This is a genomic window from Sphingobacterium sp. 2149, assembly GCF_031455655.1.
Classification (GTDB): domain Bacteria; phylum Bacteroidota; class Bacteroidia; order Sphingobacteriales; family Sphingobacteriaceae; genus Sphingobacterium.
This window is the reverse complement of the sequence record NZ_JAVDTD010000011.1, coordinates 89,677-104,560: the sequence shown is the minus strand read 5'-3', so window position 1 is coordinate 104,560 and position 14,884 is coordinate 89,677. Positions and strand designations below refer to the sequence as shown.

At 42.3% G+C, this 14,884-nt stretch carries 17 protein-coding genes; 7 read left to right on the top strand and 10 right to left on the bottom strand.

Translation table 11 applies throughout. From position 1 onward, the window contains the following. Positions 1 to 23 precede the first annotated feature (23 nt). Together J2X77_RS16590 and J2X77_RS16585 are read left to right on the top strand one after the other, a co-directional pair. Entirely contained in the window at positions 24 to 1,385 is a 1,362-nt protein-coding gene (locus J2X77_RS16590) for a RagB/SusD family nutrient uptake outer membrane protein (RefSeq protein WP_310081668.1), read from the top strand. Then, positions 1,386 to 2,588: a hypothetical protein gene (locus J2X77_RS16585; protein ID WP_310081666.1), complete on the top strand. Its 1,203-nt coding sequence runs from the start codon at positions 1,386 to 1,388 to the stop codon at positions 2,586 to 2,588. A 55-nt stretch (positions 2,589 to 2,643) separates the two neighbouring features. Here J2X77_RS16585 and J2X77_RS16580 read toward each other — a convergent pair whose 3' ends face one another. The 3 genes from J2X77_RS16580 to J2X77_RS16570 all read right to left on the bottom strand — a co-directional run bounded on the left by J2X77_RS16580 (position 2,644) and on the right by J2X77_RS16570 (position 4,822). After that, the gene (locus J2X77_RS16580) at positions 2,644 to 2,865 is read right to left on the bottom strand and encodes a hypothetical protein (protein WP_310081664.1); all 222 of its coding nucleotides are present in this window, start codon (positions 2,863 to 2,865) and stop codon (positions 2,644 to 2,646) included. A 493-nt stretch (positions 2,866 to 3,358) separates the two neighbouring features. Beyond that, positions 3,359 to 4,369: a helix-turn-helix domain-containing protein gene (locus tag J2X77_RS16575; protein ID WP_310081662.1), complete on the bottom strand. Its 1,011-nt coding sequence runs from the start codon at positions 4,367 to 4,369 to the stop codon at positions 3,359 to 3,361. 51 nt (positions 4,370 to 4,420) lie between these two features. Beyond that, the gene (locus tag J2X77_RS16570; protein ID WP_310081660.1) at positions 4,421 to 4,822 is read right to left on the bottom strand and encodes a hypothetical protein; all 402 of its coding nucleotides are present in this window, start codon (positions 4,820 to 4,822) and stop codon (positions 4,421 to 4,423) included. 195 nt (positions 4,823 to 5,017) lie between these two features. Here J2X77_RS16570 and J2X77_RS16565 point away from each other — a divergent pair, with 195 nt between their 5' ends. From J2X77_RS16565 to J2X77_RS16545, 5 genes are all read left to right on the top strand, one after another. Further along, the gene (locus tag J2X77_RS16565) at positions 5,018 to 6,208 is read left to right on the top strand and encodes a hypothetical protein (RefSeq protein ID WP_310081658.1); all 1,191 of its coding nucleotides are present in this window, start codon (positions 5,018 to 5,020) and stop codon (positions 6,206 to 6,208) included. A gap of 101 nt (positions 6,209 to 6,309) precedes the next feature. Next, positions 6,310 to 6,618 carry a helix-turn-helix domain-containing protein gene (locus J2X77_RS16560; RefSeq protein ID WP_310081657.1) on the top strand — a complete coding sequence of 103 codons (309 nt, stop codon included), beginning with the start codon at positions 6,310 to 6,312 and terminating at the stop codon, positions 6,616 to 6,618. Positions 6,619 to 7,109: 491 nt separating this feature from the next. Continuing rightward, positions 7,110 to 7,754 carry a DUF6266 family protein gene (locus tag J2X77_RS16555; RefSeq protein WP_293886390.1) on the top strand — a complete coding sequence of 215 codons (645 nt, stop codon included), beginning with the start codon at positions 7,110 to 7,112 and terminating at the stop codon, positions 7,752 to 7,754. Then, on the top strand, positions 7,702 to 8,160 hold the full coding sequence (locus J2X77_RS16550; RefSeq protein WP_307186433.1) for a DUF5675 family protein: 459 nt from the start codon (positions 7,702 to 7,704) through the stop codon (positions 8,158 to 8,160). Before J2X77_RS16555 ends, J2X77_RS16550 begins: the two co-directional genes overlap by 53 nt. Positions 8,161 to 8,376: 216 nt before the next feature. Beyond that, the gene (locus J2X77_RS16545) at positions 8,377 to 8,631 is read left to right on the top strand and encodes a hypothetical protein (RefSeq protein ID WP_310081652.1); all 255 of its coding nucleotides are present in this window, start codon (positions 8,377 to 8,379) and stop codon (positions 8,629 to 8,631) included. 271 nt (positions 8,632 to 8,902) lie between these two features. On the opposite strand, the gene J2X77_RS16540 is transcribed toward J2X77_RS16545, so the two are convergent. From J2X77_RS16540 to J2X77_RS16510, 7 genes are all read right to left on the bottom strand, one after another. Further along, positions 8,903 to 9,322 carry a c-type cytochrome gene (locus J2X77_RS16540; protein WP_310081650.1) on the bottom strand — a complete coding sequence of 140 codons (420 nt, stop codon included), beginning with the start codon at positions 9,320 to 9,322 and terminating at the stop codon, positions 8,903 to 8,905. Positions 9,323 to 9,413: 91 nt separating this feature from the next. Next, positions 9,414 to 9,800 (bottom strand): hypothetical protein, encoded by a 387-nt coding sequence (locus J2X77_RS16535; protein WP_310081648.1) that lies wholly within the window; start codon positions 9,798 to 9,800, stop codon positions 9,414 to 9,416. A 43-nt stretch (positions 9,801 to 9,843) separates the two neighbouring features. Beyond that, the gene (locus J2X77_RS16530; RefSeq protein WP_310081646.1) at positions 9,844 to 10,500 is read right to left on the bottom strand and encodes a DUF1345 domain-containing protein; all 657 of its coding nucleotides are present in this window, start codon (positions 10,498 to 10,500) and stop codon (positions 9,844 to 9,846) included. An 11-nt stretch (positions 10,501 to 10,511) separates the two neighbouring features. After that, complete coding sequence (locus J2X77_RS16525) at positions 10,512 to 11,324, bottom strand: hypothetical protein (RefSeq protein WP_310081644.1); 813 nt, start codon at positions 11,322 to 11,324, stop codon at positions 10,512 to 10,514. Between the two features lie 57 nt (positions 11,325 to 11,381). Further along, positions 11,382 to 12,371 (bottom strand): LLM class flavin-dependent oxidoreductase, encoded by a 990-nt coding sequence (locus J2X77_RS16520; RefSeq protein WP_310081642.1) that lies wholly within the window; start codon positions 12,369 to 12,371, stop codon positions 11,382 to 11,384. A 46-nt stretch (positions 12,372 to 12,417) separates the two neighbouring features. Next, a complete protein-coding gene (locus J2X77_RS16515; RefSeq protein WP_310081640.1) occupies positions 12,418 to 13,605 on the bottom strand; it encodes a THUMP-like domain-containing protein in 1,188 nt (395 codons plus the stop codon). Continuing rightward, positions 13,606 to 14,868 carry an aspartate kinase gene (locus J2X77_RS16510; protein ID WP_310081638.1) on the bottom strand — a complete coding sequence of 421 codons (1,263 nt, stop codon included), beginning with the start codon at positions 14,866 to 14,868 and terminating at the stop codon, positions 13,606 to 13,608. Positions 14,869 to 14,884: the final 16 nt, after the last annotated feature.

Sequence of the window (14,884 nt, the reverse complement as noted above, 5' to 3'; positions counted from 1 at the left end):
GTAACATTTTAAGAAGAGTTAAGATGAAAGTAGAAAAGATTATTTTTATGCTAGCCTGCAGTTTATTAACACTTGCAGGTTGTAATAAATATCTGGATGTGAAGCCAGATCAAAAAATGCTCGTACCAAAAACATTGGCAGACTGTGATGCCTTGCTCGATAATAGAAGTACGATGAACTCAAGTTTTTCTCCGATTCCGGATATTGCTTCTGATCACTATTACCTTAAAGCGGCCAATTTTAACGCAATAGCAAATAGTGAAGACCGAAATGCTCATGTATGGAATCAAATGGCTGAATTGGCCACAAATCATTGGCAGGCTCCATATAAAGTAGTCCTCATTGCTAATCAGGTACTGAGCTTATTGAAGGATATTGATCGAAGTGTTAACCCTACAGATTATGAACGCATTAAAGGCGAAGCTCTGTTTTTTAGAGCTTATGCATGGATGCAGCTCCTGAATGTATTTACTGTGGGGTATGATGCCGCCAAAGCAAAGAACATCCTTGGCGTGGTATTAAGGTTAAATCCGGACATCGACTATATTGAATCTCGGTCTTCGCTTGAGGATAGCTATCAGCAGATCAAAAAAGATCTAGAAGAGGCAGTACCATTACTTCCAGAAAAAATTGTAATTAAAACGAGGCCGACAAAGGCAGCTGCTTTAGCGACCTTAGCCCGCTTGGGTTTAATGATGGGCGACTATGGGATAGCTGAAAAGAGAGCAAGAGAAGCACTGGATCTTTATGCGGTTCTGATTGACTATACTACACTGAGTAAGACGGCATCCGCGCCCTTTGCACGTTTTAACGATGAAGTGATTTTTCATGCAGTCACTTTTACAAATGCCAGTATTAATCCGACTATAGCAAAAATCGATTCCAATCTAATCAAATCCTATAAGAATGATGATCTGCGAAGGACGCTATATTTTAAAAGCAATAATAACGGTACATACGCCTTCAAGGGAAGATATGATGGCGCTGTTAACGCCTCGACATTTTGTGGGGTTGCCACAGATGAGCTCTACTTAACTTTGTCGGAAGCGTTAGTGAGAAATAATAAGGTAGTCGATGCTATTGGATACCTGAATAAATTATTAAGATCAAGATATGTCAAAAATACGTATCTGGATTTCAGTTCAGATGATAGGGAATTAGTCTTGAAAGAAGTGCTGGCCGAGCGTAATAAATCTTTGATCATGCGCAACTTAAGGTGGATGGATATGAAAAGATTAAATCAAGATCCAGCATTTCAAAAGACCTTTCGGCGAATAATCGACAATGTTGTCTATTCGATAGAACCAAATGATTTGCGCTATGCATTTCTAATCCCTAAAAAGGTAATAGAATTCAATCCATTAATACAACAAAATCAAAGGTAGATGAAAATGAAAATAAATTTGCTGTCTCTAATAATCTTGTATTTTTTTAATACTGTATACTTATATGCACAGGATCAAGACAATAACGCACTTCAAATTGGTGATAAATTTGAAGTTCAACACAAGGTGAAAACGATAACAGGTGAAATAAACTTTACAAGCTTGAAACCTGATTTGGTTATTCTAGATTTTTTTATGACCAACTGTACGGCCTGTATCGAAGCCTTTCCAAAAAATAATAGGCTGCAAGTAGCGTTTGGCAATACAATAAAGATACTACCGATATCACCGGAGAGTAGAGCTGTAGTAAGTATTTTCTTCAAAAAGAATGCATACACAAAAACTAACAAATTGGATGTCGTAGTTGAAGACAATACTTTTAAAAATTTATTTCCACATAAGGGCTATCCTCATGTGGTATGGATTTACAAAGGAAAAGTTATAGCTATTACTGCTGGTGATATGGTTACTAAAAAGTCAATACAGGAGATTTTGGCAGGTAAAACCACAAAGGAATGGCCAATTAAGAATGATTTTGAGGAGCTCCAATTTTTTGATGGTAACGCAGATTTGACGTCTACATTGTCGGCTTACAAGAATGGCCTACCGAGTACTTATCAAAGGGATACGATAGGAGAAAAGATCCGGTACAAAATGACTAATGTATCGCTTCTTCCGGCTTTGTACTACGCTTATTCCAATGTGAGAAAGTTGCCCCTAATGAAAAAAGAAAGAGTTAAACTTATTGATTTAGATGAAACAGATTTTTTGGATTACCAAGCCGAATCAAAATCACAATGGTTAAAAGATCACGGGTTTTGCTATGAATCTTTTTGGCCACTATCGTGGACGGAAGAACAGCGTGTCAATGCGCTGGTAGCCGATATGACAAACAGGATGAGATTGAACGTGTCATTTGCTTTGGAAGACAGTGAAATATGGTTGGTAACAAAGCGGTCGGCAAATAATAGTAATAAACCTAGTGACGGCATGAGTATAAAAATGGTCTGTACATTGTTAGAGATAAACAATCCTGATTTTCCTCCTATTATATTGGATGTCAATAATATGAGTGAAAAAGTGAAGCTCGGTGTGGTTACAGACTATGTGTCTTTTAAAAACAGTATGCAGGCAATTGGATTTACAGTGTCAAAAGAGGATCGAACGATTGAAAAAATTGTTGTTAAAAACTTAGCTAAATAAATGCAGAAAGGCCGAAGATATTTACTTCGGCCTTTAGAATATTAAACTTGCGAGCTTAAGCTTTCAGTTTAACGTTTGTCGTATTGCTGTGCGTATTCAAAGCGGTAACCATTTCGCTCAATAGATTTTCATCTATTTCTGGTTGTCCCGAACCATTGTCATTTGCAGTAATTGTACAAATGCGTTGGTCGCCGACACAACTAGGAGTACCGGAAGCTAATGAATAGCTACTTTCGTCTGCTGGTGCGCTTTGATTGTTCAATTGAAATAAAGCCATGTTGCAAAATTTTAATTTGTCAAATCTTGTTTATTAATCAGCTACATCCAGGATGTATCCGGTTTCACAGATTCTGCCGGGCTGACCGAAACGCCGCATGAGGCCAGCCCTTTTCACGTAAATGCTGTATCGTACCGCCACACGGGAATGTGGTAAACCTGCGGCCGTGCCTGTCACGTACAGGACCAGCACAGCAGCAGGTCACTGAAAGCAAAAGTTTCATCTTCGACAAGCCAGAATATTTTCGCTGCACCAGTTGCGAAGGCCATTGCCGACGTGAGGCGCTCATATCCGCGGCGAATGGTTGTTCATTTGGCGAATTTACCCTGACTCGTTGTGTACGCTGTATACGCTCTTGCTTGATCATACTTCTTTGTTTATAAATTCACCCAGTCCTATGGGTATATGGTTCATAATTCAAAGATAGTGACCGACGCTGCGCCTAATTTGACATAAAGCGCATCAGGATTTGACAAAATCCGTGAATCTAAACCTACCTCCGCTTTTTGGGATTAAAGGTAAGCTGTTGGTAAGCCGTCGGAGATAACCCGGTCTCATTTTTAAAAAACCGGGTAAAACTAGAAATCTGACCAAAGCCACAAAAGTCTGAAACGAGCTTTACAGGCATTTTTCGATCCAGCAGATGCTTTGCCTTGTCGGCCAATACCTGGTTGCGAAAATGCAATAGCGTCTCGCCATAGCGCTGCATATGGTATCTGTTGAGTTGATCTTTTGCAACGTGCAGTGTAGCAGCAATATGTCCAATCAAAATCCGTTCTTCCGTTTCTGCGATCCGCTTGCTGATCAACGCTCGCGCCTGTAGAGCCAAATGGTCTTGGTGGCTCAGGAGACCCTGCGCTTTGAGTAGCTTATTTTTGCTCAGAAGGAGCAGATCCTGAATTGTGTGAAGGATAATACTTTTGGGTATCAACGGCTTCTTGCTGAGTTCCCTCGTGAGCTCGGTAAATAACTGTCGGGTCTGCTCCATAGCGGCAAAGTCCAGGCTGACTCGGTACTGTGCGAGTCTGCCTTTATGCGCTGCGATCACGCTAGAGAGATACTCAAAGCCAGGAACCCCGCCGACATGAAGCAGATTCAACGGTAGTGTAAACCCTTGAATGAGATATGTTCCGGGTTCAAATTTTACTGTAATTTCAGTTTCGGGGGCATAGAGAAACGCACCATGCCGCGGGCGGAAAATAAAGGTTTCTTTGACCTGTGGCTGGCTGTAATGGATCGGAGCATGCCCTGCGAGATGGTAGAGCAGATGGGTCTGCGGACTGCATATCTCAAAACGGATTGTTGTTAAGCTATGCACTTCGAACTGATAGCAATAGCTCTCCAAATTGCCGGTCTGCAGATACTCCTCAAACAGACAAATTTGTGGATGGCATAGCAGTCTGGTCCGGCTACCGGGCAACCGCTGTTGAAAGGATTTTGTGAGCGTACTCTTGCTCACAAAATCCATTTCTTCTTCTATCAACCTGAATGATGGGGTCCGCATAGCGCTGGTGTTTTTGGGGAATAGGCCACGTCTGTTTCGGAGAAACGTGGATTAGCTGCCTGCGGAATTCCGATAAACAATGCGGATAGAAAAATAACCTGTCGGCAACAATCTGTTCGCAACAGGTAGGTCACTGGATGAATTGTATCGTGAAAGGATGATGTCCTTTGGTGTGTCTTTTTCTTCATCGACCGAGCTGCTGTTCTTTTGGAAGTCAACCGCTAGGCTGTTGTTCCAGCTGTCGGCAATCCCGATGCTCAGTTCGGTTTTGAGTGCAAGCGACATGGTATTTAGATATTGTATCTGGCTGAGGCGTAGCTCAAAATAGGTATGCATAAAGCCGACAAAATCGCTCATGACGGAGTTGATGATAGGAAGACGCTCGGCATAAGGAAGGGTCAATACTTTTAGCTGCAGGTCGTTGACACCTGCTTGGTCAAATGTTCTTTTCATATTTTTGCTGTTACGTAAAACCACAAATAAATCAGCTAAAACCATAGAAAACAAATTGTTTGGTCAGATATGACTGGATTCGGTACATTTTGACGGAATGTTTCATCGGGAAATTAGTATTATTTTAAAGAAATTTTGTAAATTTGAGGTAAGTGTTTTATTTTGAATCAATCACCAGACCAATTTGTATTCCTTATGCGATCGGAGAATTTAAATAAAAGTAGAAGATTATTTCCGTATTTATTAAAGACTATTATTGCCCGATGGAGCCAAATGGGCTATTATCCACTTCATTTTTTCTTTTGCATTATCCTTGCTTTGATCATCAATGTGGGTTCTGCCGGCAGCGAGATGCTCGGCCGTATCCAAAGCAAACGTTTTATGGCGGTATGGATCGGCACGGTCTTGCTGTTGCTGGTCTACGCTATGCTGATCAGCTACATACATGCAGCCTTGGTTGTTAGACAGCGGTTCAGTAGGAATACCAAGCTGAATTTTATGATCTATCTGCTCTGCGCATCCGGTATTGTCCTAGCCATCCACGGCGTCGTACTGGAAGTGTTGCTACCGCACAGGCCGGGATTGATCTTGCTTTCGCGATGGTATCTGACCACTGATTTTTGGTTTTTCTTTCCCATAGTGACCGCCTATATACTGTTGGTAAATCGCTTTCCAAAATGGGTATTGCTCGATTGGCAATCCTTTGTTCACACGGCGATTCAGATACCGCCGGAGTCCAAGTCACAGCTCGATCAAGATCACGAGCCACTTTTAGTAGCAGGTGCATCCGAAACTGGTGAAAATAGAGATTCTCTTGAACATGCGACCGACCTGCTGGTTAAGAGCCCAAGGCAGCTATCCCGGCACAATGTCCGCACCACAGCAATCGATCTCCCAGCTGTGACAAAATCAGAATCCCAGGCTACACTGTTCAATCTGTGGCAGCGCGATCGGGATCGGCTAGCACTGATGGTCTACCTTTTGCGTAAATGGGACGATAAAGAAACGGCAGACGAAACCACGATAAAATGCCTGCACGCGGTGATCATCTATAAACAACAACGTACGGCAGATGTCTATCTGCATGACGGAAAGTTGTGTCGGATAGAGGTGACCACCAAAGCACTGCGTGAAAATCCCTGGTTGGTCAAAATACGGGCGAGAGTGTATGTCAATATGCTCTATTTTCGCGTGCCCGTAAATCGGCCCACCATGTTGGAACTTACCGCTGAGATCAAGGAGAAACTACATCGATTGTTGCCGGAGGATAAGCTCAAAATAATGGTCACCCCCTCGCGTGAGCTGCGCAACAACATCAATAATTTTTGGGGAATAATAGATACGCTAGATGAAAGCAAATTGGAAGAGGAATTTAATCTGGCTTAAAAACGAATGTATTGTCTAACGCTGTGGTGATGGAGCCTTTGCACAGTGCCAATGGTGCAAAGTGACTCGTTTCGGCGACCAGCATGTTTAATTGCATGGTTATGTTAAATTTAATGAATCGCATATGTGACCTTTTGGAGGTCATAACCTCCTTATTGAAAGTGATATTGACCCATATAACGGAAGAAATGAATAAAGTATCTACGGACACAGCGGAGATACCTTCCGAACTGGATCATATGCTTGATATCGCTGATGTGCTCGACAAATTGGGTATCTCTGAATCGAAGTATTACCGGCTGGTCCGCGAGGGAAAGCTCATGCCGAGGAAGCTGGGCAAGCGGCACTATTATTACTTGTCAGATTTACATCAACAACTGGAAGAGAGCAGGCGCAAAGGGCGGATTTAGCACGTTGTAAAAAAAAGGAGCCTTTTGGCTCTTTTTTTATTTTCTGGGAGCAAGCGAACGCAAGCTCTTTCAAGTTGCTACGCTTCGGTAGCTGTTCGGCGACGCTATGGCTATCCTTCGACTTTGCTTCGACACAGCTACGGGACATCTTCGACGCTCCTTCGGGTGGGCTTCGACAACGCTTCGAGTCGGCTTCGACTCCCAGTCGAACAGCACCCGAACAATACCCGAACAGCAGCCGAAGCGGTGTCGAAGCTGTCTGCAATCTTTTCCGAAGATGTCCCGAATACAATCCCTTAACGACTCAAAGGACTGCCGAGGGGCTGCCTATCTCTTAAAGTTGACAGGCAATGACAGCATGGCCACCCGTGTACTATCCATCCCTGCATTTATCCTTCTACTGAAAAAAGTCATGCTAATTTAGCTCTTGCTAGCAAAACAAAGACTGCTCATGACAGTCGTAATTATTTATTATTTAAACATGTATAATCATGGCAAGATTTTTAAAAGGTATACACGGAGCTTACTCTGGGAAAGTAGGAAGTGTAATAGGAAGCAGTTGGCGAGGTGTGGATTATGTCCGCTCACTCTCCAAGATTACAAGCAAAAAAGCGAGTGAAGGACAGATCGCACAGCGGGCAAGATTTGCAACCGCGGTAGCTTTTCTTTCGCCGATCAAAGATCTACTCAACCTGGGCTATTCGGACAAATTGCAGAGTAAAGCAACAGGGTACAACAAGGCGCTACAATATCTCCTGAATTATGGTGGCGTCACAGGTACTTACCCTGCATTTGAAATAGATTATGCAAAGATCGTTATTTCCAAGGGCTCATTGGCAACGTTGATGGGTGCGGAATGGTCAGAAGCTTTTCCGCAGGAGATCATGTTGACATGGGAGCCGCAGTTCAACAAACTTAACGCGTTCGCCGGCGATTCTGTTATTCTGCTCATGTACAACAGCAGCAAGAATTTCTTTAGTATCCTGGAGTCTGCGACTCGCGAAGAAGCAAGTATGAGTTTCAAGCTACCTACCAGCTACTCCGGTGACACGCTGGAAGGCTGGGTATTTACCGGTCATCAGGATGGTATCAAGACTTCTCCGAGTGTTTACCTGGGTAAATTATCCATTAGCTAATATGGCTGTTAAACACACCCTGCTGCTCCTACGAAAGTATGGAGCACGGGGAACCAATGGGACCATCAGCTATCAAGGCGAAGAGATATGCCATACGATCGAGCTGCCTGATAGAAATAATACACCAAGGATTAGCTGTATTCCAATTGGTCGATATAAGTTGGAGAAACGGCGCTATCCCAAACATGGCGAGCAGATTGGCATCCCAATGGTGCTCGGCCGCGAAGCAATACTGATCCATGCGGCCAACAATGCACTCCGTGAATTGCAGGGCTGCATTGCGCCGGTGACGACGTTAACAGGCGAGGGTACTGGAGATTATAGCGGCAAGGCTCTAGCAAAGCTCAAAGCGCTGGTGTATAGCCTGTGGGATATGGGGGATGAAGTGTATTTGAGTATTCGCTAAGGCTTTGGAGATCCGGAATTAGTTGCTGCATTCCTTTGTGCCTTCTTCTTAGCAAGCTGACGGCATAAATCAAACTCGCTATGCTCGGACAATGATTTATGCTATCGTCATCTCGCGTCAGCGATAGGCAGTCGGAACGCAAGGCTTTCAATTCCATGATCTCCCTAGCTTAACCAAAGGTGAGTTGATGGTGGCTCTACTGAAAATGCAAAAAGTATGAAAAAAATCTTTAACAAAATAGGACAGGTGCTGCAGCTGGTGCTGGCGGCTCCTGTTAAACTACCGGGAAAGGTAGGCAACGTATTGAAATACCTGGCCTTGGGATTGGGGATTGTGGAAACGGTATTGGATGAAGATAAACCCCAACTGGAGGTAAGTGACGGAAAACCGCCATCGGAAGCTGATTTAAATCCGGCAAACGATACGGCCAAAACTATGGCTGAAAGGAGCGTGGATGATGAAAGTAAATAATATCCGCATCTCGGCCATAGGCGGTACCCTCTGTTCCATCTGGGCCAGCATTTCCCTGGGGGATGTGTTGCAAACAGCCCTGACAGCGGCACTGGGTACTTTGGTCAGTTTTGCCACGAGTAGGCTACTGGGCAGATGGCGCAAGAAGCAGAAAAGGTGAGTGGTAATTAAGGCGCACGGTATTGTGCGCCTTTGTCGTAAGACGAAGGTCCAAAACAAAAGAAAACACCATAATACAAGGACTATGGTGTTACATGAATATGTGGTTTGATTAGTTTTTCGCTAAGACCATCTCGGGTTCTTCTTTTCCGCCATGACAGGTTTTACAGGAAATTGCTTTGGCTGGAGCATTGTCCCAACTGCGGTTAAAATACTTTTTGTTGATCTTTTGGGTCATCTTGATCATCGCCCGCCCAATATCCTTTTTGTGGTTCTCATCACTGGCAAAATCCAATTTCTTAGGATCTTCCTTGGATGGCGCATGACAGAAACCACACTTTACGCCCAAGGCAACGTTAAATTCCTTCATCGTGGAAATCAATTCGTCATGGGAAATATTTTTTGGGAGAACTTTTAGATTGGTTGGTTTGGGCTCTTCCTTTGGTTTGTCCTGTTGGAAACTAAATGCACTCAACGCAAGCGCAAAAGCCAACACGGATGCAATCGCACCTAATTTATTGAATTGTTTCATTTCTCTCTTCCTTTATGCTTGACTAAATATAGGGAGAAAGCAATAATTTTCAAATAGAAAATGAAATTAATATGACAATTTAGATTGATTATTAGTTACGGACTGCATTTTCAACAACCCAACTTTGGCTATTTGCCTGATAATTGATCGTTAATCGTTTTCCTTCAATTCTGACATTCTTTAATCCAGTCGTGTCAGCGGATACCCAAGTAGTATCGTTTTCTTGATTCAATCGAAGGGAAGTGATATTAGGGATACCTGTGAAGAACTCGACTTTATAGGTATCGCCGCTTTCTTTTAAAACACGAATAAGCCGATTATGCCGATCTACTTCCAATGAATTATCCTGGTATTGGATACGCCCGATAAAACTGCCAGCTGCTGCTGCAGTAGCGCTACCTGAATCTTGATTTTTCGCACACGAAGCTACTAGAATAATGATGATACAAAGCGTGAGTAAGGCGTTGAAAAACTTCATGTGTGTAATTTTTGCTCTAAAATAAGACTTTTTGATCGAAAACTCAATTGATTAATCCAGAAATGATATTTATTGTTAATGCAACAACAAATGTATTTAAAGCGAAGGAGAGGAGACCGTGAAAAAGTGCTACCCTGCGGATCTTTTTTGAAGATATCCCCACGTCGGATACTTGAAAGGTGCATCCCATCACGAATGAAAAGTATGCAAAATCCAGATAATCAGGCTTGTCGTCACCGGGAAACGCTAAGCCATCACCATCGGACCTATTTTCGTAATATAGACGTGCATAATGAAAAGTATAGATGGTATGAACCAATATCCATGAAGCCATCATGGCTAATATGCAAATGACGATAATATACGCATCCTTTAGCTGTTTGTCCTTGCTGGATATAATGATCATCAGCACAGAAACAAAGCAACCTATAGTGACCAAAATGATGAATAAGGAGACAAAAAGTCGGCTTCCATCTTCTTTTTGCGCCTTCTTTGCCATTGTTCCAATCGACATGGTATAAAATGTAAACCAGGATATGGCGATGTAAGATACACAGAACCCCAGCCAGCATAGCAGCAGGTTTAATAGCGGAAGGGATTGGATTGGAGAAATAAAGTAGATCAGTAAAAACATGCCCACTGAAAGCAATGCGCGATCAATGGATTTCATTTGATGTAAGTAGTCGTTTATTCTAGCCATGTTACCCAGCTTTAACAATCAAATTGTGCATCAGCTTCAAAAGTGAGTGCATTGCCATGATTGGACAAGAATAGAAGCATTGCTTCCTCCTCATAGTGACGCGGATTAGAAAAGATAAAATCCAAAACACCGTCCCGGTCAATATCCCCAACGAAAAGTGTGGACATAAATACATCATCATATTGATCAATATGAAATAGGGTTTTTTCTTTGTTTTCTTTATTTGAAATGTAGCGTAGTTTGTAATTGGTCACCTCATGAAATAATTTCTCGTGACCTTTGTCATCGGTTTGCACCTCTGTGGATTTAATAGTCCCTAATCCCCTCAGGGTAACTTTTTGATTTTTATACGCATATTCGACCGATTCCTGAGGCCATATTTCGGAATGGGTAACTTTTAAATTTTCTAATGCACCGGCTTGGAGTCCCTCCAACTTTAGGAACAGCAATGAATTTCTTCGTGATTCAATGCTTCGAATTGGAACGCCAGCACACTCGTCATAACCGTCTTTTATTTCATAATCAACTTTTTCCAGGTAATATTTGCCATTTTCTTCATAAAGGTCGTACCAATCTTTATTTAAAACAGCTGTAGGATCTCGCTTTTCCCAAACTCGGTAGCTGCGTACCATCAAAATCTGTCCCTTCTTTGGATCTGCTATGATGGGCTGGTCAACTGTACTGCTGTCCACAACGACGTGGGACAATGTGTCAGTGGCCTTGACCGTGTCGGATTTTCCACCGACCTGTTGAGAAGTGGGATTCGTGCATGCTTGGAGGGAAAACAATCCCATTAGAAGTGCAAAGGCATTATAGCTATTCATATACGGTGAATTTAGTTTAAATATATAAAATTCACCGTATATAAATCGAGCGATTTTTTAAGCGAGTGCTTCTTTTAACAAGGAAAATGACTTAAGGCATTTTTCATCGTCGAAAATATAGGAAGTAGCGATAATTTCATCTACTTTGTGGTCTTTTACAAATTTCTCTATTTGTGGACGTATGTTGGCTTTGTCACCAATGAAAGCACATGAAGCCATACTTTTAACAGCTTGCTCTATTGCCGGTATACCTTTGTAAATTACCTCCGGAGTGGGTTCTGATAATGGTCTTCTTGTATTTGTGACGATGCCGGCAAAGAGATTGAAGAAACTGGTGGCTAAAAATTCTGCTTCTTCGTTGCTGTCTGCGGCGATAACATTGACGCACGACATAAAATAAGGTTTCTCCAATACGTCAGATGGGACAAAGTTTTGATGATAGATCATACTTGCCGAAGCAAATTGCGCTGGCGCAAAATGTGTCGCAAAAGCATAAGGAAGCCCTAAGCTTGCCGCAAGATAGGCACTGTCGGTACTTGATCCCAAAATGTACAGGGGTATCTCCAAACCTTCACCCGGAAAGGCACGTACTTTTGCATCGAAATTGTCTGCGCTAAAGTAACGTTGCAGATCTTTCACTTCTTGAGGAAATTGAAAGGCGGTATTTAGATTATTTCTGCGTAAAGCCATTGCCGTTAGTTGGTCTGTACCTGGAGCACGTCCTAAACCGAGGTCAATACGGCCCGGAAATAAGGTTTCTAAAGTTCCAAACTGCTCTGCAATAACCAAGGGGGCATGATTTGGCAACATTATCCCGCCAGATCCTACACGAATACGGTTTGTGTTTGATGCAATATGTTGTATCAAAAGGGATGTTGCTGAACTCGCGATATATTCCATATTGTGATGCTCTGCAACCCAAATCCTTTTAAAATCCAGTTGTTCTATATGTTGGGCAATTTTGACCGTACGGGCCAATGCGCTAGCTGTATTTTCTCCTTTTTTTATAGGAGCCAAATCCAATGCTGATAATGCTATTTTATCCATGCATTAAAATTACGGAGAAGATTTTCGACAATTGTAATGAAAATGTCTATTCTAAAATTCGTTGTGTATGTATGACACTAAATTGATCATTGACGGTTGTCGTAAAGAATAGGAACGAATTTCCTCCATCGCTGATTTTGAACTTCTTCTTGATTTCTGCTGTTTTGAGCGGAAAATTTTTGGCAATAATCCCTGCTTGCATTGACTGTTTATTTTTTTTGAAATCACTGAAGGACTCCACTTGCTTTATGACGAATGTTTTGCCTGGAAAATTTTCAATCTGTTTATCTGAAGTGTAGAGATGCGTGTTTTTATGTAATTTTTTGACATCAAATAGCTGTCCAATGGTTTTAAAGGCTCCTGCTTTGGAAAGTGCAACATCTGGTTCATACAAATAGGACAGTGGTTCACTGTATTCATTAACCACGGCGCGTTCACTTTCATAGGTAAAGGATACGACCTGTTGTTGCCCATGGAATAACCGCACAGCATGAATGGCAGCTTCACCCTCATATCCTTTTTCTTGCACGAAAATAAGTTCTTTGCAGTCATTCTGCAGCGACAGCACATACACATCTTTGACATACCGCAATTGCTGTAGGGCGGAAGTGATGTCAAGTAGTGGTGCAAGTTTGCTGATAATGCTATCCGAATGCCGGAAAAAGTCATCCTGCAACTGGACTAAATTAGGTTCGCATTCATCCAATAGGAACACTTTTTTGTTTTGAACTCTTCGGGAGGGATCCAGGTAGATGTAGTCGAATCGTTTGGTTGCGTCATGGAGGATGTAATCCACACCGTTAGCGGCAATGACGTGAAGATTGTCTGCCGCTAATACAGCCGCATTATGTTTTGAGATGGCTGCTAACTCAGGATTTAATTCACAGGCAGTAACTTTGGCCGCCTGTCTTGAGAAGTAAAAGCTATCTACACCAAAACCGCTGGTGGCATCCACTAAATGTGTTCCCTTATTAATCAGTGTACTTTTAAATAATGCCGTTTTCTCCGAGGAACATTGCTCCAAATTGAGCTTCGGGGGAAAGTAGATTCCCGGCGTTTTGGCCCACATGGGGATTTTTGTGCTTGCCCGTTGCTTGCCATCCAGCTGTGTAGCAAGCTCGGACGGCGATATTCCTTCAAAAGGAGATTTTTTAAGTGCAATTTTAGCAGGAGACTGCTCCGCGTTTCTATCGAGAAACTGCTGAATCTCCTCTTGAAGGATCAGTGTATTCATTTATATTTTCTTTACGAGAAGCTGGCAAGTATAGGTGTCTTTTAGTTCGCTTATCACTTCCTTATCAACCAGAACTCGATCAATGGTCTCCTGGTTGTAATAGCGAATAGTAATCAGTTCAAGTCCCGATTCATATTTGACTTTGAATCGCTGCTCAAGCTCGTTAATTAAGTCTACCAGATTTTTTCCTGTATCGTCTACCGAAACGGTGAAATTGATGGCTGTATTGTGCATCATATTTATTTTGATACGGTGCTCATGGAATAGATTGAAAATGTCCCTTAAATTATCTTCCACGATAAAGGAGAAATCCCTTGGCGAGATTGAAATGAAAATCTGGTTCACCTTAAAGATGAAAGACGGAACGGGTAAGGTCTGATTCGTACTCCTGATCATTGTTCCTGGCGAGTCAGGATCGACAAAAGAGCGTACATTCAATGCAATTTTCTTATTCTGTAAGGGCTTGATGGTTTTCGGATGGATGACCGTTGCACCATAATAGGTAAGCTCTATCGCATCGGTATAAGATAATTCAGGAATGAGTTCAGTCTTTTCAAACCATTTGGGATCGGCATTGAGTACCCCCGGTACATCTTTCCAGATCGTTACGTTTTCGGCATTTAAACAGGATGCAAATATTGCTGCAGAATAGTCAGACCCTTCACGCCCTAAGGTGGTTGTGAAATTTTCCGAAGTAGAGCCCAAAAATCCTTGTGTGATGACAATGTATTCGTCGAGAATAGCGGGGAGCTCTGCGCGAATTTTTTCTTCCGTTTTGTTCCAGTCTACGACAGCCTCACGATAGGTATTGTCCGTGAATATATAATCACGTGCATCGAGCCATTTTACTTTTTCACCAATCGAAGCCACATAGGCCGCAACGATTTTTGTGGAGATAATTTCACCCATCGATACAATTTGATCGAAAAGATAGTCGTATGAATCTTGAGGTTCCTCTTCTAAAATCCACTCGATCTCGACAAAACAGTTTGCGACTTCATCAAATATCGGGTGTTCACCCTTAGGAAATAATTCTTGAAGGATATGAAAGTGAAATTGTTTGGCCTCATCCAGTGTCTGGTGTGGGTTGCCCGTGTTATTAACATATTCTTTGGTCAATCTTTCGAGAAGGTTGGTCATCTTTCCCATAGCGGATATGACAACGAGCAAGGCGTCGCCTTTGTATTTTGAGATAATCCGTGCTGAGTTTCTGACACTTTCAGCATCCTTGACGGATGCACCTCCAAATTTAAAAACTTGCATTTATTTATTAGTTTAG